17 protein-coding genes are annotated in these 19,354 nt (G+C 42.3%); 10 read left to right on the plus strand and 7 right to left on the minus strand.

The annotated features are described in order from the left end of the window. The first annotated feature begins 206 nt into the window (after positions 1-206). The 3 genes from CLV32_RS18150 to CLV32_RS18160 all read left to right on the plus strand — a co-directional run bounded on the left by CLV32_RS18150 (position 207) and on the right by CLV32_RS18160 (position 2,179). The gene (locus tag CLV32_RS18150; protein ID WP_133558196.1) at positions 207-977 is read left to right on the plus strand and encodes an alpha/beta hydrolase; all 771 of its coding nucleotides are present in this window, start codon (positions 207-209) and stop codon (positions 975-977) included. Positions 978-1,067: 90 nt separating this feature from the next. Then, positions 1,068-1,568 (plus strand): RNA polymerase sigma factor, encoded by a 501-nt coding sequence (locus CLV32_RS18155; RefSeq protein WP_133558198.1) that lies wholly within the window; start codon positions 1,068-1,070, stop codon positions 1,566-1,568. After that, positions 1,565-2,179, plus strand: a complete 615-nt coding sequence (locus CLV32_RS18160) for a hypothetical protein (protein WP_133558199.1) — start codon at positions 1,565-1,567, stop codon at positions 2,177-2,179. The genes CLV32_RS18155 and CLV32_RS18160 overlap by 4 nt, the downstream gene beginning before the upstream one ends. On the opposite strand, the gene CLV32_RS18165 is transcribed toward CLV32_RS18160, so the two are convergent. The 3 genes from CLV32_RS18165 to CLV32_RS18175 all read right to left on the minus strand — a co-directional run bounded on the left by CLV32_RS18165 (position 2,174) and on the right by CLV32_RS18175 (position 4,948). Next, a complete protein-coding gene (locus tag CLV32_RS18165) occupies positions 2,174-2,689 on the minus strand; it encodes a DinB family protein (protein ID WP_133558201.1) in 516 nt (171 codons plus the stop codon). The genes CLV32_RS18160 and CLV32_RS18165 overlap by 6 nt on opposite strands. Before the next feature lie 84 nt (positions 2,690-2,773). Further along, entirely contained in the window at positions 2,774-3,544 is a 771-nt protein-coding gene (locus CLV32_RS18170) for a LuxR C-terminal-related transcriptional regulator (protein ID WP_133558203.1), read from the minus strand. 624 nt (positions 3,545-4,168) lie between these two features. Then, positions 4,169-4,948, minus strand: a complete 780-nt coding sequence (locus CLV32_RS18175; RefSeq protein WP_208111053.1) for a 3-keto-disaccharide hydrolase — start codon at positions 4,946-4,948, stop codon at positions 4,169-4,171. Between the two features lie 193 nt (positions 4,949-5,141). Between CLV32_RS18175 and CLV32_RS18180 the strand changes: the two genes are divergently transcribed. Next, positions 5,142-5,462: a hypothetical protein gene (locus tag CLV32_RS18180; RefSeq protein ID WP_133558208.1), complete on the plus strand. Its 321-nt coding sequence runs from the start codon at positions 5,142-5,144 to the stop codon at positions 5,460-5,462. Positions 5,463-5,625: 163 nt separating this feature from the next. Here CLV32_RS18180 and CLV32_RS18185 read toward each other — a convergent pair whose 3' ends face one another. Further along, positions 5,626-6,237, minus strand: coding sequence for a porin family protein (locus tag CLV32_RS18185; RefSeq protein WP_133558210.1), 612 nt, complete (start codon positions 6,235-6,237; stop codon positions 5,626-5,628). A gap of 272 nt (positions 6,238-6,509) precedes the next feature. On the opposite strand from CLV32_RS18185, the gene CLV32_RS18190 reads away from it, so the two are divergent. Beyond that, positions 6,510-8,216 (plus strand): glycoside hydrolase family 3 protein, encoded by a 1,707-nt coding sequence (locus CLV32_RS18190; protein ID WP_133558212.1) that lies wholly within the window; start codon positions 6,510-6,512, stop codon positions 8,214-8,216. A gap of 1 nt (position 8,217) precedes the next feature. Here CLV32_RS18190 and CLV32_RS18195 read toward each other — a convergent pair whose 3' ends face one another. Next, on the minus strand, positions 8,218-8,745 hold the full coding sequence (locus CLV32_RS18195) for a thioredoxin family protein (protein WP_133558214.1): 528 nt from the start codon (positions 8,743-8,745) through the stop codon (positions 8,218-8,220). Positions 8,746-9,119: 374 nt separating this feature from the next. Here CLV32_RS18195 and CLV32_RS18200 point away from each other — a divergent pair, with 374 nt between their 5' ends. Then, positions 9,120-9,851, plus strand: a complete 732-nt coding sequence (locus CLV32_RS18200; protein ID WP_133558216.1) for a helix-turn-helix transcriptional regulator — start codon at positions 9,120-9,122, stop codon at positions 9,849-9,851. Positions 9,852-9,902: 51 nt separating this feature from the next. After that, complete coding sequence (locus CLV32_RS18205) at positions 9,903-10,307, plus strand: VOC family protein (RefSeq protein WP_133558218.1); 405 nt, start codon at positions 9,903-9,905, stop codon at positions 10,305-10,307. Positions 10,308-10,484: 177 nt separating this feature from the next. On the opposite strand, the gene CLV32_RS18210 is transcribed toward CLV32_RS18205, so the two are convergent. Continuing rightward, positions 10,485-11,348, minus strand: coding sequence for an Abi family protein (locus tag CLV32_RS18210; RefSeq protein ID WP_133558220.1), 864 nt, complete (start codon positions 11,346-11,348; stop codon positions 10,485-10,487). Between the two features lie 315 nt (positions 11,349-11,663). Then, entirely contained in the window at positions 11,664-11,861 is a 198-nt protein-coding gene (locus CLV32_RS18215; protein WP_133558222.1) for a hypothetical protein, read from the minus strand. A 153-nt stretch (positions 11,862-12,014) separates the two neighbouring features. On the opposite strand from CLV32_RS18215, the gene CLV32_RS18220 reads away from it, so the two are divergent. The 3 genes from CLV32_RS18220 (at position 12,015) to CLV32_RS18230 (ending at position 19,330) form a co-directional block, all read left to right on the plus strand. Next, complete coding sequence (locus CLV32_RS18220; protein WP_133558224.1) at positions 12,015-15,317, plus strand: UvrD-helicase domain-containing protein; 3,303 nt, start codon at positions 12,015-12,017, stop codon at positions 15,315-15,317. Next, positions 15,317-18,193, plus strand: a complete 2,877-nt coding sequence (locus CLV32_RS18225) for a PD-(D/E)XK nuclease family protein (RefSeq protein WP_133558225.1) — start codon at positions 15,317-15,319, stop codon at positions 18,191-18,193. The genes CLV32_RS18220 and CLV32_RS18225 overlap by 1 nt, the downstream gene beginning before the upstream one ends. A gap of 150 nt (positions 18,194-18,343) precedes the next feature. Next, the gene (locus tag CLV32_RS18230; RefSeq protein ID WP_133558227.1) at positions 18,344-19,330 is read left to right on the plus strand and encodes a pyruvate dehydrogenase complex E1 component subunit beta; all 987 of its coding nucleotides are present in this window, start codon (positions 18,344-18,346) and stop codon (positions 19,328-19,330) included. Positions 19,331-19,354: the final 24 nt, after the last annotated feature.

A 19,354-nucleotide genomic window follows, 5' to 3' on the forward strand; every position in this document is an offset into this window, starting at 1 on the left:
GCAATAATAAATTAATTCCCAACAATTAGGAAATCTTTTATAGCTGGAAATGCCTTTAATGCGCATTAAACTCAATGTTTTTTATAATCGGATCACTTCTGAAAGCGAGTCTAGCCTTTTGTTTGATTGTAAGTGTTTGGTTTGTAGCTTATTGCTCTGTAAATCATTATCTTTAGTTACTCTTATAACACTTAAACACAAATCTCATGGCAAAATCTAAAATTATCGTGCTTATTCATGGAAATTTCGTGAATAATCTTACCTGGACGGCTTGGAAAAGCTATTACGAAAACAAAGGCTATCTGGTGTATACACCGGCAAATCCTGGCCATGGCGGAGATCCTGCCGAATTACGGGCAAAAGTTCATCCGGATCTGGTTAAAACAGGTTTCACAGATATTGTAAATAATATTGTTGAATTGATCAAAACGCTCCCGGAGAAACCCTTGGTTATCGGTCACTCTATGGCGGGTATGGCTGCGTTGAAGCTAACAGAACTTGGGGAAGCAGCAGCTGCGGTGAGTATAGATGGTGCGCCACCAAAAAATGTATTTCCACCTTTTCAAACGCTTAAAACAGTAATAGGGGCGTTTGGCTTCTTCTCATTCAAGCCATATTTTATGGGCAGTCGTAAGTGGTACGATTATGCTTTTTTTAACACCACACCCGACACCGAAAAAGCTGCGGCATTCGATAAATTTGCAATCCCAGAAAGTTTTAAGGTTAACAGGCAGCTCGTGCTTAATCCATTTGCAAATATCGATTTTAAAAAGCCGCACGTGCCTATTCTATTTATTGGCGGTGGCAGTGATCATATTTTTCCACCTACGCTAACGAAGAAAATTGCGGGAAGCTATAAAGACCCGAACAGCCGGGTTGATCTGAAGATCTTTGAGGGCAAAAGCCATTTCATCTGTGGTGAGCCAGGTTGGGAAAATGTTGCAGATTACATCCTGGATTGGTATGAGTCGCTTTAAGTGGACTATATTCGAAAATGTCTGGTGGTAACAAAAAATTTCATTTTGCTCCTGTAATAAAACAATACTTCCTCGTACTAAATCAATACAATGAGCCAGGAAGAAGAATTTAATGCCTTGATCAAGGCAAATCATGCAAGTATTTACCGGATCTGCCGGGCATACCTGTATGATGTGTCGCATGCCAATGATCTGTATCAGGAAATCCTGTTCCAGATCTGGAAGAGCATACAAAACTTTAAGGGAAATTCGAGAGTAAGTACCTGGGTTTACCGCGTGGCGGTCAACACTGCAATAAGTTATAATCTCAAAAATAAAAAGCATACTCACGAAGCTTTGCCCGATCTGGCAAATCAACCTTACGATGATACGCTGACTGCCAAGATCGAGCAAGATGCGCAATTGGATCGTTTAAGGTTTTGTATCAGCAAGCTGGAAGCACAGAACAGGTTGATCATCTCTTTGGTGCTAGAGGAAAGAAGCTACAAGGATATTGCAGAAATAACAGGAACAAATATTAACCATGTGGGCGTAAAGATCAACAGGATCAAGGGACTGTTGCTTAAGCTCATGCAAACCGAACAAAGATGAAATTTGAAGACCTGCAAAAAAGTTGGCAAGAGCAGCCTGTAACGGCTTTTACCGATGCTCCCGCACTGGAACAACAAAAAACGACCTGGCAACAGCACCAGCGTAAGCTGTTGATCTCAAATGCCTGTATGAGTATGGGTTTTTTAGCGGCGATGCTGGGGATTGGCTGGGTGTATGTCACTTACCATAGTGAATTCGGTTGGCCTTTTAAGGTAAGCATAGCCAGTACCTACCTGTTAATGATCATATTTTTAATAATCAACTGGCGCAGTTACGCCTTTAGAAAGGAAGACAGGGAGCTGTCGAGTGATGCTTACATCCAGTATCAGATTACAAAACTGAATTGGCAGAAGAAAATATTACTCCAATATACCTGGGTATATACTGTTCTGCTCTGGTTGGCTATGGTGATGTATATCTGGGAGATTACCGCCAGAGGCAGCGTTGCATTTCGATTTACTGCATTGGGCATTACAACAGCTTATATAGGCGGGATCACATTCTGGAATATGTTAAAAAAACAGAAGAAAACGCTGCTTAAAATCAATGGTCTTATTGAGGGGCTGCAGCAAATCAGCAGCGGCTTTCAGGAAGAGCAGGGGGCGTTATAGTCCCCCGTTCTTTAATACTGCAGCAGTAACCATCAGCTGGCCAACATGCCGCATCGTATGCTCGGCAGCATGTACCAACAAACCAATTACGGTTGAAGGGAGACCTGCACGGCCTACACCTCTGTATTCTGTTAATGTTTCGGGATCGGTATTTTTTAATTGTGCCATAGCAAGATCTACCTGAGCAGAGAATCTTTCCAATAAATTGCGGGTATTGAAGTCAACGATAAATACCACATCCTCATCTGCAAGTTGCTTAAACTGTGTTTCGCTGAGGCCAAAGCCATGGGCGTAAGTAAACACCCGGTCAAGCACCCCGCTGAGGTGTTGCAGGTGAAAAGATACCGAAGCCAGTCCTGCGGGCCTGACCCATAATAGTTCATCCGAAAAATCCGTAAGATACAGTTCAAGCTCTTCTCTGGCCTGTAGTAGTGCATGGCCAACGGGCTGTAATAAAGGAGTGATATCTGGAAGGGGGCCTCTTTGCCAAACTTCTAAGGTGTGCGACATAAAAAACGTTAGGTTAAACCCTTTATGGGCATCACGCTAATTTACATATTTCCCTTCTTGTTTATCAGGAAAAGCAGCAGAATCTTAGATCCAGTTTTCCTGCAGGCATTTTACCGTGAGGTCGACCACAGAGTCTGAATTTGTTTTTCTAAGCATGTTTTTCCGGTGCACATCAACGGTGAGCTTGCTGATAAATAGCAGTTCGGCAATTTCATTGCTTGTTTTTCCTTCCATCAGGAGCTTCATGATTTCCTTCTCCTTTTTGGTAAATACACTTTTTCCGCTAATGGGAATCGTTTCTCCGGTAAGCAAATCCTTATAGCTTGGCTCGCCCTGCAGACCGATGAAAGATAACGTGGAACCATTTGTCTTTTTGAGGTGAGAGATGTCTGTATGTACTCCTAACACACGAATTACGGCACCTGTATCATCACTCTGAATGGTGACCACCTGTTGAAGGATTCGGACGTAGTGACCACTTTTATGTTTGATACGGTAGTCGTAACTCACCTTATACTTCAAGACTTTTTCTGGAGGCAGCGTATTGAAAAACTCTGTTACCTTATGCTCAAATTTAAGGAAATAGGGAAGATCTTCAGGATGAATTAGTGTCAATAAGGTCTCTATGGTAAAAGATTCACCGTCGTCGAGTCCGAGGATCTTGCTGAGGTTATCGCTAACGAGTTCCATAGATGCTGTTGCACAATTGAAAATGTAGTAATAGAAATCGCCGACATGAAAAATATTGATAAGCTGTTTGTGAATCTCAAGTTCGAAAGAGAATGTAACATCACTTGTGTTTCGGGCAATCTTGTGCCAGATTTTTTTCGCTTCATCAAATTTAAGTATTGGCATAATTTAGAGTAAAAATACGTGCGCATCAACCTTACAAAAATGTAGAAATTCTTCCCTTCCTGTATACCTAAATCTAGGTATTTTAATTCTTCCCGTACGTTATTTTTTTCTAAAAAAAATTCGTACATTGGATTACGTTTTTGAAACAAAACAGGCTCATTAATTGGCTTTTAATCTCAGTTTCAAATCTATCCCTATCCACCCATATTGATCTTGAAATTTCCTTTGTTGTAGTAGTGCAATGCTGGGAAAATCAGACGTACCTGCTACCGACTTTCTCCGGGACTGCTTCGTACCTCCTTCGACAAAAGTCGAAGAAAACACGAACGAGTCAGGGCAGTTTTATACAAAGGCATGTAGTAGTGTCTATGCTAAATTGTAGGGTCAATGTAGTACTATTAAGATTGAAATATCAGGGTGTTAAACTAAAAGAGGACCTGAATTCAGGTCCTCTTTTAGTACTAATAATCTTTTGAATTCGGTCTAAATGTCAAAAAGAAAATAAGGGTATTATTTCCTCAATTAATTAGTCACGTATTTATGCACTGTTTTGATTTTTTAAGCATGTTCCACTGCTATGAAACAGTCGAGTATAAATTCCAGCTCTCAACGAATAGATGAAATCTATAGTTCCCTGATCCAAATATTTCTAAAGCTGATAGGTTCACTCTTGTCACCATGTGCCTGCAGTTTAATTGGGCTCGCACCATGTTTTACCCGATACGCAGGCTTACCAATATATTGTGTAGGCCCTAATAAGACTGTATTATTCTGTACCGTTACGCCATTAAATAATACGGTAACACGGGCTGGTGATGCTACCGAGCCATCAGCATTAAAGATTGGTGCCGTCCAGGATACATCGTAGGTTTGCCACTCACCAGGGGCAAGCGCCGGATTAGCCAAAGGGATAAACTGTTTGTAAATACTTCCGGCCATGCCGTTAACATACGTCTTATTGTTATAAGAATCCAGGATCTGTAACTCATAACCGGCATCTCCAGGGCCGATTGCAGCTAAAAATAGTCCGCTGTTACCGCGTCCCTGTCCCGTTCCGCTGATGTTTTTAGGAATGCGGAACTCCAGGTGTAACTGATAGTTGCCAAAAGATTTTTTGGTCTGTATATTCCCAGTGCCTTTTTTAACGGTGAAAATGCCTTTTTCTATCGGCCAGGATGCTGCAGCGCCCAGTTGGTCGGTCATAGTCCATTCATCGAGGTTCTTCCCATCAAATAAAATCAAGGCATCTGAAGGTGCCTTTGCAAAGTTAAGTTTGCCGGTGACTACCGACTTAGGAATAGGCTCCCATACCTCGGTGTCTTCAGGTTTTCCGTTGTTTTGAGCTGATGCCATATAGCAGCTTGTGGTAAGTAATGCCGTTAAAATAAAAGTAATTGGTTTCATTATCATAGCTTGATTTGGTTGTCACATGTTCGTGTTATTAAACGCAGGTTAAGCGTTCTCATTACTCAAGTATAGGTTAAAATCTAAACATTTCAGGAACGCTCTCGTTTATCTGGAATGATTCTATTTTCAAGCAATAATGTTACTGGGAATAAGAAGAAGTATTTTTAGCTTTAAGTATTAATAGGGAAAAATGAAAAGAAACATATTATTTGGGCTTGCTATTTTATTTGCAGGCTGCGCAGCGAGCAATATTGCATTAACAAGTACTGAGAACACAAGCTATAAATACGGAAAAAGTAAGTTTGCGGGTTATTCAAAAGCGATGTTTGATCAAGGGCGTACGATCAACGCAAAAAATTGCGACCGTTGTCATAAGTTAAAAGATCCTGCAAACTTTACCGAAGAGCAAGCTAACAGGATCATTCCCAACATGGCTAAAAAAGCTAAACTATCAGATGCTGATAAAGATATCCTGCTGAAATTTTATATCGCGTCGGGCAAACACGCCTAGCGGTAATAAGCATATATGGAAGGTCCCTGCAATCTTAAATGATTGCAGGGACCTTTTTTATGGGTATTGATTTTTTAGGTCATAGCCTGAACCATTAACAACAGAAAAAACCGTGTAGCTTGCGCTGCACGGTTTTCTTTTTCCAGGTAGATGGAAATAAATATTAGAATTTGTAACCTAAGCCTACAGAGAATACCTGATTTCTGTATTCCGGAGTATAGCTAGATCCATTTTCATTGTTTTTCTGGAAGTCTAACGCATAGCGGCCATGGATATCAACATTGCTGTTTACATCATATCTGAAACCAATTACACCACCTACCAAACTTTTCTTGAAACGGTCTGAGTCATCTTCAACAAATTTTTGTTGGGTGGATCCAAATCCATTTTCATACTTGTTAGTCGTAGACATCAGGAAGGATACCTGTGGACCAACAACAACATTAAATGCACTTCCTAATTTGATAGATGCCAAAATTGGTACATCAATAAAATTGGTAGTTTGCGTAAACTCACCAAATCCGCTGGTTAGTTTATAACCTTTTTGTGAGTACAATACCTCGGGGGTAAAAGCGATACCTTCGATCAGGTTGATGTCTAACGTCACACCGACATTAAAACCAGGGTTTACTTTTGTGCTGAAGTTATTGTTTCCATCTTCTTTAATGATATTAGGTAAGTTCAACCCACCTTTAATTCCAAATCTTATTGGGCTTTGTGCATTTGCAGCTCCTGCAAGAAAAAGTCCGGCAACTAAAATAAATATCTTTTTCATAGTCTTTGTTTTTGCAGGGGGCATTGAAAGAAATGTGCCAAGATGGCTCCTCTTGAGGTTGTGGAAAATGTTAAATATCGCTTAATCGCTAATGATGAGGGTTCTAGCTATGTTTTTGCGCTTGTGCCAATTGCTTTTAACTTTTAAATTTCAGATTAGAAAAGTGTATCGTATTTGATACAATCTTTGTTTGTTGTCATTATTGGACGTGCTTTTGCTTGATGTAAACTGTTAGCTTTTACTAACTTTGGTATTATAACAATCAACGACTAATGAATTTTAAAAAGATCTTTTCACTTGCTCTTCTGCTTGCCCTCTTCACTATTACAGTTAATGCACAACAAAAATCATATATAGAAACACTGAACGAGCCCAATGCATGGGTAGATTCTGTATTCCACAAATTGAACAGACGGCAGAAAATTGCTCAGATGTTTTTTGTGCGTGCGCTGACTAACGCAGGAAAGGCTTACGAAGATTCGATAGGTAACGTGATCAAGAAGGAAAGAATCGGTGGATTGGTTTTCTTCCAGGGCGGTCCGGGCCGACAAGTTAATCTGACTAACAATTACCAGTCGCTCGCCAAAGTCCCGTTATTAATCAGCCTGGATGGCGAGTGGGGTTTGGGTATGCGCCTTGATAGTACCATTTCCTATCCTTATCAGATGGCTTTGGGTGCGATTCAAAATAAAGACCTGATTTACAGAATGGGTATTGCTGTAGCTGCCGATTTCAAAAGAGTGGGCATGCACATGAACCTGGCACCTGATGTCGATGTAAATAACAATGCGAAGAATCCCGTAATCAATTACCGTTCTTTTGGCGAAAATAAATACAATGTGGCTGTTAAGGGAGCTGCATACATGAAGGGCATGCAGGATGGCGGATTGTTGGTAACGCTTAAGCATTTTCCCGGACATGGCGATACAGATGTAGATTCACACGCCGATTTGCCTCAGCTTAACTTTACCAGAGCAAGGTTAGATAGTTTGGAGATGTATCCTTTTAAAGAATTGATTAATCAGGGAGCTTCGGGTGTGATGATTGCCCACATGAACATCCCTGCACTGGATACGACCTTACACTTACCTTCTACCTTGTCAAAACCAATCGTTACAGGCATCCTGAAACAGGACCTTGGGTTTAAAGGGATTATCATCTCTGATGCGATGGAGATGAAAGGGGTGGTGAAATATTTCAAAAATGGCGAAGCCGACGTTCGTGCTATTGAAGCGGGAAATGATATCCTGGAGCTCTCTGAAAATAGCGACCGCAGTATTAAATTGGTGCGTAAAGCTGTGCGCTCTGGAAGAATCCCTATGGAACGTATTGATGAAAGTGTACGGAAAATCCTGATGGCGAAATACTACGCGGGACTGAATGTTAAGCCTGAGCTGAGTACTGCAAACCTTGCTGAAGATTTAAAAAAGCCAGAACATGTTGCGTTAGTTCAAGAACTTGCCGATGCTTCGATGACCATGTTGAGGGGTAAACAGTTTATGAAAACCTTCGCGCTAGAAAAGCGGACGGTAATTATCAGTATCGGCACAACAGGTGTGACTACCTTTCAGCGCGAGCTGGGAAAACACTATGGCAACTCAGTGATGTTTACGCTGGATAAAAATGCAACGGCAAACAACATCGCTGCGGTAATGCGTGAGCTGGCTATGTTTGACCAGATCATCATCGGAATCCACGATTCCAGAATCCGCCCGGGAAATGGCATGGTATTAAGCCAGGATCTGAAGATGTTCCTGAAAAGTATGACCAGTCAGAATGCAGTATTTGCGCTTTTTGCGAATCCATATAACCTCTCTGCGCTAAGCGGATTGGAGCTTAGTAAAGGCTTGGTTGTTGCTTATCAAAAGGAAGATTTTATGCAAAAAGCCGCGGCAGATGTCATTAGCAACATTAAAGTTCCCAATGGTAAACTGCCGGTAAGCGTAAATGCATTTTTTAAGTACGGCGACGGCGAGTAGCTTATTTTGCTGAGGCGTGTACTGCGGCGTAGTTCCAGTTTTTAAGGAATCCCAGTACTGCCTTCACATTATGCCCACGGCCTTCTTTGGCTGTTTCTTCTTTATCGCGCTCCAGATAGCCTGAGTCCTGGATGTGTAAAACCTTGCCATTACCATCAAGGACAACGAAGTTAGGGTATCCAAATCTGCCGGGATTGCCCAATTTATTTAGTACTTCAGTATTCTTTACTTCCGGGCTCCAGTTTACCAAAACCCATTCGTAGTTGTCGGCAATGTATTTACTTAACTCAGGTGTTTTGTTCACGAGGTCGTGAAAGTAAATACACCAAATACACCAGTTGCCACCTACCTGTACCAGTACGTTTTTATTGGCTTTTTTTGCCTTTGTCACCGCAGCATCTATATCTGCTTGTGCGTTAGCTTGAGGGTTATAAATATGAACCGCTTTTTTCGTGCTGTCTGGTTTTGCCTGAGCCATTGCGCCAGCGCTCAGTATGATAAAGGAGAGGAGGAAAAGGATACGTTTCATTGGTTATAAATTAATATGATGCAAATTTATGAAAAAATCTACTGATAAGGTAGTTATTTCCATTTGCGCCCAATTTTCATGAGTTTTGCATAGATAGCGGTTAAAGATATTCCTGAATCAGGAAGGAGTACGAATCAGCCACAATGATTTGGTTGCTCACGATTTAATAATCGAGACCTTCAAATTCTTAGATTTATTAGTATAATAGCATTTGAACTTGATATTGCAACATGAAGACGACCGTCATAACTATCGGGAACAGCCAGGGAGTCATACTTCCAGCGATGCTTTTAACGCAAATGAAGCTATTTAATGGACATGGTAATATTGCATGATTACGTTGGCCTTTGAATTAGGATTTTTTATTAAAACAAATGAATCAAAACGATGTAAAGCGAATATCAAGGCTCACAGCAATTGTTACCCAACTTCAGACTAAACGTTTACTCTCTGCTACACAGCTTGCCGATCGTTTTAATGTAAGCATCAGGACTATTTACAGAGACGTAAAAGCATTGGAACAAGCGGGGATTCCGATTCTAACAGAGGAAGGTAAAGGTTACACAATGATGGAAGGGTTTAGGATGGCGCCTGTATCCCTTACAGACAATGAGGCCAGGGCATTAATCACTGCAGAGCAACTGTTATTAAACAATGCGGACAGTTCATTAAGCAAGGATTACGAATCTGCAATTACTAAGATAAAAGCAATACTACAACAGGAAACGAAAGACAAAGTGGAATTGCTGGCTAACAGAATTGCCATCAGCCCGGCAATTGTCCGTCATCCTGAAAGTAGCTCACTTACTTCAATTCAAAATGCGCTTACCACTTTTCAGGTATTGGAAATCACATACCAATCAAAACAGGATGGGGAAATAACCAAGCGGCAGGTTGAACCCTTTGCACTATACTTCAGCTTGAATGAAAGTTGGCTCCTGATTGCTTTCTGCAGGTTAAGAAATGATTTTCGAATGTTTAGTCTGGATAGAATCTTAAAAATTAACCAACCTAACATCAGTTTCCAGCCACATCAACTTACGCTTGCAGCATATCTGGCCGAAAAGCAAAAAAATTTTAGTACCCCTGACATACCCTTGTCGTAATCCTGTTTCACCTTTGTGCTGTTAAAAAAACAGAACACAAAAATTAGGAATATGAATCTCATTTCGATTAGAATTATTACAGCAGACGTTCAAAGGCTAGTAAGTTTTTATGAGCGATTAACTGGATTAAAAGCAGTACAATACACAGACGATTTTGCTGAGCTGCAAACCCATTCAGCTACCCTGGCAATAGGAAGTACCAGAACCTTACAGTTTTTTGGAGGTGATGAAGTAGCAAGAGCTGCACAGAACAGAACTGCAATTGTTGAATTTCTGGTTCAGGATGTGGATGCTGAGTATAGAAGGTTGACTGATTTTCTTCACACTTATCTGGTGCAAAAGCCAACATTAATGCCCTGGGGTAACAAATCCTTATTGCTTCGCGATCCAGATGGAAACCTGATTAATTTCTTTACACCTATTAGCCCTGAAGCGATGAAAAAATTTAAAAGCTAAATGGTGATATTGACTCGTGTTTAGCTATAAGTTGACGCGAATAAAGCGTTAAAATACCTTCCAATATTTCACAAAAAATGAATTACTTTTAGTGAAACTTTTACGTAATGAACAACAGTTCTACTTCTAATAATGGTGTAGCTTCAAGTGAAAATGAATGCAGAGAAGTGGTAATGACTATATCCAAATGGGAGTTTTCTCCCAGTGATTTAGGAAGCCTAGCTTATATATCGGAACATTTGGATATTCTACAAAAAGCTGTAGAATCTTGTTTTTGATATGATGCCCAGGAGTTACTTGATTACACATATATAATAGCGCTGAAACTATCAGGAAGATCTTTTTTTCTTGCACTGGCAATAAAGGGCTAGAAAACCATGTGCCTTTTGGATTATTTAAATTGTTTGGCTTTTTGACCATTGTCCTGCTCCATAGCCTTGAATGATGGGCAATAATATTCCTTAAATATGTGATCGCTTCCAACCAGCTAGACAATTCACTATGAATATTAAAGCCCATTTCTTGGGCTATTTGTGATTTTTCGGGAAGTTGAGCATTTAAGCCCTTATACAATTTTGACAAGCAACCCATGGAAGCCACCTCTAAAATTTTCCACGCATCTGCAGGTACATTAGGATAACGAGCTCTATGATCCTTGATAAATATTTCCTGACTCCGATTAAATTCCTTCGTTAGTTCCGCAACAGTGTGTAAATGTGGTGTTTTGACTGTGCCATTGATTTCGATCGTTCCGTTTTGGAATATTGAAGAATCTAAGTACCAAAGGCCTCCAAACTTTAAAGACAAGATATAGATCATTTTCGTCCTCAATGCAATCTCAATGCGTTCGATACCATCGAAAAGGATGAGTCTCAATTGGCGGTCGAAGTTGTACCGATCTATAATGTCTTCGAAATAAGTATCGGGTTTGAAGGTGTGGCTATTTAGATTATCCTGCATGTCCCACCAATAGCCCTTTATCCTATAATAGCTGATATTAGAAAGGAGGTGATTGGCGGCAGCTTCGTTTTTGAAAATCATTCCACGGCTTTTTAAAAGGAGGATCTGATCTGGAATGCTGTAAGCTGGCTTGTTACTTGGCACAAAAAAAATGACCCGAATGCAGTTCTAACGGTATGCAAACGGGTTCTGTTGTTACAAATATCGTAACGTTGATGTACACTACCAAATAATTTTAAATTCAAAGCAACGTTCACTGATCGATCATAAGCATTAACATCAATTCACCTGTATTGTTAATAAAGTCACGATAATAACCACAGGTGCCTACCAGTTTAGAACTTTGGGCGTCCATAATTCCCCAGTGGATACAATTCCCATGGAGATAATCTTGATCTATCTTTTTCTGCATTTCATTGCTTCACTGGGATCAGTTGCTGGTATACCATTATAATAAGACATCTCCATTATTTCATCGGCATCAGTGCTTGTTACCTGGCGTAAGACAACCTCATTAGCCGTGAGCGTCGGGAAGTTCTGGTATGGAGGATAGTTTGTTATCGTAGCTAGCGTGAAGGAAATGAATGGCTGCAAGTTAAATATTTGAATAAGTAAAAAAAAACTGGCTTGTAAAGATCTCCGACAATGATCTGGTACCGGGGTTCGAAATCTCAATATCAAGCAATCGCAAGAATTAAATTGGGATCTTAAAACCCGTTAATTCTTAAAATTTCCTAGCTTTACCTAATGCCTCAACAACCGCTTAAATTACTCAGAGCATCTGCCGGATCGGGCAAAACATTCAGCTTAACCCTGCAGTATCTTACGATATTGTTTAGTGGACCTCATAAATATAAAGAAATATTAGCGGTTACTTTTACAAATAAAGCAACTGCTGAGATGAAGGCGCGGATTTTAAGTGCGCTACAGGCGATTGCCAAAGGCGAAGCCTCGGCTTTTCAGCCCTTACTGCTCAATGCTTATCCTGAACTGAATGCAGATTTACTCGAGGCCAAGGCCCGCGTAATCTACAGCAATATTCTCCATGATTACGGACGGTTCTCGGTCAGTACCATTGACGGGTTTGTGCAAAAGGTCATCCGCAGTTTTGCTTTCGAACTTAACCTCGATAGTGGCTATAAGCTGGAGATGAACCAGGATAAAGTAAAAGAGGAATTGGTGCGTTCCATGAACCAGCAGATGGAATCTGATCCTGAACTTTTGGAATGGGTAACGGCACTTGCGATAGAGCGCATTAGTGATGGCAAGGACTGGAATTATCAGCGCGCGTTAAAGGATCTGGCAAATGAAATCTTCAAAGAACGCTACTATCCCTTTCAGGAAGCAATGCTGCAGATGGGCGATGAACGCGGCAATGAATTTAATACCCTAAAACAAACGGTACAGCAGGGTATCAGGGAGTTTGAAGACAATATGGTAAATCAGGCCAAAGACCTGCAGTACCTATTTGAACTTGCCGATGTAGCCCCTGAAGACCTGGCTGGTAAATCGCGAAACCCGCTTCTAAAATTACCTAAAATTATACTGAAAGACTTTGGCGGAATCCCGGCATTGGTCAACATGGTAGATGACTTTGCTGCCTGGCCTCATGGCTCGTTAAAAGATACCTCTGCCGTAAATCAGCTGTACAGTGATGTTAATCCGGGCTTGAAAAAGCTGGTGCTGGATTACCTTGCTGGTGCCGAACAATATGCAACCTTTGTTGCCATACATAAAAATGCTTCATACCTGCGCCTGATGCAGGAGATGGCGTTGCAGCTTAAAAATTACAGGGCGGAACACAAGGTCCTGCTGATCAGTGACGCCCAGCAGTTGCTTACTGGAATCACAGGTGCCGATGCTGAAAACCCTTCTTTTATCTGGGAAAAAACAGGTAGTCGCTACCGCCACTTTCTTTTTGATGAATTTCAGGATACCAGTTCCATGCAATGGGCTAACTTCTTGCCCTTGATCAGAAATGCACTGGCAGAATTTGAAGGCAAGCATGCGGAGCACTTAATTGTAGGTGATGTAAAACAGTCTATTTACAGATGGCGGAGTGGCGACTGGCGTATTCTGCACAGCAATGTAAAACGGGATGTGATGCTGCAGCATGTGGCGGAAGAAAACCTGGAATACAACAGGAGGAGCTCGGCAAATATTATTCGTTTTAATAATTTCCTGTATGGACATCTGCCGGCTATTTTACAGTCACAACTCAACGGTATCCTGGCAGAGACCGAGCGTGAAGATCTGTTGACTTACTGGCATGAAGACTACCATCAGATTATAGATAAAGCCTATGAAGGCAATTTCCAGCAAAGCACCTCCGATACGCCGAAAGGCGGAAAGGTAGAACTGCAGTTTCTGGCGAAAGACGATGAGCAGGATGGCGATGAGCTGAGTCCGGCGGCAGCCGTACTTACCGTTAACAAGATGATCTCGCTGCTGGCCGATTCCGGTTTGGCGATGAAAGATATCTGTGTATTGGTACGCGTAAACCGCGAAGCGGAAGTGATGATTGCAGCCTTGTTAAACAGACAGGCAGAATTGTCTGTGGCCGCCGGTAAAACCTTTCAGGTCATATCAGGCGATGCCCTTAAGATTGCTTCCAACCTGGCCGTGCAGCTACTCATCAATGTTTTCAGAACATTATTAATCCGCCCTGAGGAACAGCCTATTTTCCGTGCTACCTGCGCAAGGTTATATAACCAGATTGTATATCCTGAAGGTGTTGACGGGCATGTTGCGCTACAGGCGGAAGACTGGATGAAGATTGCTACCAAGCCGATTCAAGCACTGGGTGCCTATTTCCCTGAAGAGTTTTGCAGGGATTTCGACCTTTTCAAACAGCTACCGATGACGGGTTTGATGGATCGTATGGTGCGCATATTTGGACTTGGGGAGCCCGCGCAGGCACATCATATTCCTTTTATTCTCGCCCTGCGAGATCAAGTGGCTTTATTTGCTGCAGGTGGAGACCATGGTCTGGAGATTTTCCTGAACTGGTGGGACGAGGAAGGTTCAAAAAAAGCACTGCCTGCAGCAGATGATCAGGATGCGGTGCAGATCATGACGATCCATAAATCTAAAGGACTTGAATTTAAAGCAGTGCTGATTCCCTTTCTCAACTGGAAGCTGGATGTTTCGAGTGGGTTTTTAAAGAAATTACTGTGGGTAGATGCCGGTCCTTCGGGCTTCGGTACATTCAGTACGCTGCCTGTCGATTATAGCAAAAAGCTAACAACAACGAGTTTTGCACGCGAGTATTTTGAAGAGATGCTCCTCAACTATATGGACACGCTGAATACTTTGTATGTAGCCACAACACGGGCTAAGTCATACCTCTATATCGTGTGTCCGAAAACAAATATGCAGGAGAAGAAGACTGATACCGGGAAGAATGAACTGCAACAATTATTGCTGAATTTATTTAAGGAGGAGCTTGATCCTGAGCTGGTACTTGAAGATAACCTGATGTCTTTTGGTACACTTGATCAGGTTGTTGCCAAACCACAAGCACATGATCATAACGGGCTATTGATTTCCAGGTATCTGGTAAATGATGATTTTGCTACTAAGTTCAACTACCAGCAACACAATGAGGAAAACTGGTTTAATGCACGCCAGCGCAAGGGAGTCGCCTTACACAGCATCCTGGAAAAGCTATCTGACCGCTCTGATCTGGACAGGCTGATCCAATTGAGTATGCAGGAGGGCATGATCAGACGCGGCGAAAGTGACGAGGTACGGCAGGCGGTAACTGATGTGCTTGATCAGCCAGAAATTTCCAGTTGGTTTAAACAGGCGGAGAAAGTTATCAGCGAAAGGGATATGATCCTGGAAGATGGTACTGTGAAACGGCCCGACAAGCTTTTTGTGCTGAAAGACCATGCGGTACTGCTGGACTTTAAGTTCGGCGCTGAACAAAATAAGTACCTCGATGATATTGCGCAATACCGGAATAACCTCCTCAAGATGGATGAGTTTACAGCTGTGCATGCTTATATCTGGTATGCAGAAAGTAAAAAACTATTAAAGGTGTCGTAATGGAAAGTGTGAACGCAGATAAGTTCTTATATCGGGTAGCCCAGGATCTACTGGCTCGCTTTGGTCATGATTTACAGGAGGTAGCGGTTGTGTTTAACAACAAGCGTCCGCAGATCTATTTGAAAAAGTACCTGGCAGAAGCCAGTGCACAGCCAATATGGAGCCCCAAGTTGTTTACCATTCAGGAGTTTTTATCTCTGGGCACGGAGCAGATTGCTGCGGCACAGCTCAAACAGTTCTTTGTCCTCTTTGGCTGCTACAACAAGTTGTTGAAGCAAGAGGGGCAGGCTCCGGTTTCGCCCGATGAGTTTTATCCTCTAGCGGAGATCATCCTTGCTGATTTTAGTCAGGTAGATTATTACCTGGCCGGTGCGGCAGAAATCTTTGGATTGATTGAAAATATCACGGAACTCCAGATTCAGTTTCCAAATTTTGATGAGGAGCAACTCCAGTTTATGCGCACGTTCTGGGGTTCTTTTTCTTCCCAAAAGCAGAATATGATGCAGGAGCGCTTTCTGGCACTTTGGCAAAGAATGCCCGCTTTATATGTGCAGTTTCATCAACAGCTGGCTAAGGAAAATCTGGTAACCAATGCGCGCATGTACAGAAACCTGGCTACGCATCAGGATGCCGATCCTGGATTTATCAAGCAGTTTAAACATACGGTATTTGTGGGCTTTAATGCCCTTTCCAAAGCCGAAGAAAAGTTATTTAAGTATTGGCAGGATCAGGAGCTTTGCTCTTTCTATTTCGATGCCGATGCGCATTATTTTAGTGATGGTTTGCAGGAAGCGGGGCATTTTATCCGCCGCAACGTACACGCCGTTGGCCTGATCAACCAGTTTGAAAAGGCACCAGCTAAACTCAACGATCCGCAGAAGGAAATTATCATCATCCAGGCCTTGGGCGATATCGCTCAGGGTAAGCTTCTCTCGGTTTTACTGAATGGGGAGCAGGATAGCAATCCTGGCGCTAAGGCCATTATCCTGGCAGATGAAAAATTACTGTTGCCGGCCTTACAAACAATTACCGATCACTCGGTAAACGTAACGATGGGATACCCTTTTGAGCAGTCAGCATTATTTGGGCTTTGCGATCTCTGGCTTACCATTCAGGAAGCACTGGTTGCTGAACCTGAGGTAAACTACAAACAGGTAATTTCCTTTCTTTTCAACCCCTTGCTGAATCTGGACGCTGACTTGCGGAACAGGCTGCACAACCAGATCATTGATGAGAAAAAAGTAAGTTTCCATCCACAGGAACTGAATGTTCTTGGTAAAATAGCCTCGATCACTTTCAACCCTTTTCAGGACGCCTTTATGGCAATCCGTCATTTGGCCAGTGTGCTGCTTTTTGCTGCCGGAGATGATCAGCAGTTGCGCAGAATTGACACGTTGTTAGCAACACAGGCGGTTAAGGCTTTAAATGTGCTTAACGATAGTTTTGAAGAGATTAAATCGTCTGGAGGGGCAGATCTGCAACCGCGGTTTGTGCTGCGGTTGATTCGGAGAGCCCTGCAGGGCTTAACGGTACCTTTTGAAGGGGAACCACTTGCAGGATTGCAGGTGATGGGCTTACTGGAAAGCAGAAATCTGGATTTCGATGAGCTAATTATTTTAGGCGCCAACGAAGGGATCCTGCCGAAAATCAGCAATGCAGCTTCTTTCATTCCCGATAACATCAGGCGGGCCTTCGGACTGCCGATACTAGAACATCAGAATGCAATTTCTGCTTATCTTTTCTACCGTTTGTTGCATGTTCCTAAAAAGGTCACACTGGTTTATAATGGGATTACGGACGAGAAAAGTACGGGTGAGGAAAGTAGGTTTATTAAGCAATTGGAGTTTGAAACGCAATGCCGTTTTGTACACCAGGTACAACAAAACCAATCGATAGAAAGTCCGACGCCCCTGGCGATTACCGTAGAAAAGAAAGGCGAGGTACTCCTCGGACTACATAAATATTTTAAACGCAACAGCACCCCAAAGTACGATAAGAAGATATCCGCTACAGGCTTTACAGATTACAACAGCTGCTCGCTGCGGTTTTTCTATAAATACATTGCTGGCTTAAAGGAACCCAGAGATTTGCCAGACCGTATTGAGGCCAACCTGATTGGTAGCGCATTGCATACGGTGATGGAAAGCTTTTATAAGCCAGTGGTAGGCAAGGAGGTTACGGCTGCATTCATCACTGAAAGGGCAAAAAATCTGGAGGCACTGTGCGAAGATGCGCTGGCGCAGGAACTGAAGCTCAATGCACCAAAGAAGGGTACACAGCCACCTGCTATGCAGCAGATTGTACTGCAGGTGCTAGAGCAATATGCCATGCGGATTCTTGACAATGATGCCGGCATTGCGCCGTTTCAGATTATGGAGCTGGAAAATAAGCAGGACTATGTTTGGAAGTACCCGGTGGGAGATGGCAGCCAGCCCAGAGAGATCTGGCTGTACGGGATTATTGACCGGGTGGATATTCTGGACGGAAAGACACGGATCGTGGATTACAAAACAGGAAAGGATCAGTTGAAGTATAAGGACTTTCCGGCACTGTTTGATGATGAGGGAAAGGACCAGAACAAGGCATTGTTACAAACGCTATTTTATACCTACGTGTATGAGCAGGTGCAGCAAAAACAGTATGTAGAGCCGCATTTGTATACGGTGCGCGACTTCAAAGAGGGTACGCTTTTTAAGGAGAAACAACGCGGTGGTTTGGCATTGAAAGATCAGAACCTGGAGACCTTTAAAGGGCTTTTTTCAGAGAAGTTGAAGGAGAAGCTGGATGAGCTCTTTGATGAGTCGGTGCCATTTACGCAGACCAAGAACCTCGAAAACTGCGCGTACTGCCCCTACAAGGAGATTTGTCAGCGGTAACCTATTTTCCCTCCGGCGATAAATACCCGCTGCCTGGTGCCATGAACACACGATGAATTGTGTGAAAATGGTTACAGAATGTATTTAAAACACTACTTTATAATTAAATTACAATACTTATATTTGCCGCAGTTAATACTTGAATATACAATGAGAGAGATTCAATTTAGAGAAGCCTTGCGTGAAGCTTTAAGCGAAGAAATGCGTAAAAACGAGAACATCTTTTTGATGGGCGAAGAAGTTGCGCAATACAATGGTGCTTATAAAGTTAGTCAGGGTATGCTCGATGAGTTTGGTGACAAGCGAATTATAGATACCCCGATTGCTGAATTAGGTTTCACCGGGATTGGTATTGGTGCTGCGATGAACGGCCTGATTCCAATTATAGAATTTATGACTTTCAATTTCTCTTTAGTAGCGATTGATCAAATTATTAATGCAGCTGCAAAAATGTTATCCATGAGCGGTGGTCAGTTTTCTGTACCGATCGTTTTCCGTGGTCCAACAGGTAATGCCGGACAATTGGGTGCACAACACTCTCAGAACTTTGAGAACTGGTACGCAAACTGCCCGGGATTGAAAGTAGTTGTTCCTGCAACACCATATGATGCAAAAGGATTATTGAAACAAGCTATCCTTGATCCGGATCCAGTTATCTTTATGGAATCTGAGGTGATGTATGGTGATAAAGGTGATGTTCCTGCAGAGGAGTACTACCTGGAGATCGGTAAAGCTAACGTGGTAAAACAAGGAACGGACGTTACTATTGTAACTTTCGGTAAAATGTTGACCCGTGTTGTTAACCCTGCGGTTGAAGAATTGACTAAAGAAGGAATCAATGTTGAGGTAATCGATTTACGTACTGTACGTCCTATTGATTATGCAACGATCATTGAGTCTGTTAAGAAAACAAACAGGTTAGTAATTGTTGAAGAGGCTTGGCCATTGGCTTCTATCTCTTCAGAGATTGCTTTCAATGTACAGAAAAATGCTTTCGATCATCTGGATGCTCCGGTATTGCGTATCACTTGCGCTGATGTACCGCTTCCATATGCCCCTACGCTGATTGCTGCAAGTCTGCCTAACGCAGAACGCGTAATCAAAGCGGTGAAAGAAGTGATGTACGTAACAAAATAAGGCATTCAAAAACACTGAAAATAT

Origin of the sequence: Pedobacter duraquae, assembly GCF_004362245.1 — a bacterium.
Lineage (GTDB): Bacteria > Bacteroidota > Bacteroidia > Sphingobacteriales > Sphingobacteriaceae > Pedobacter > Pedobacter duraquae.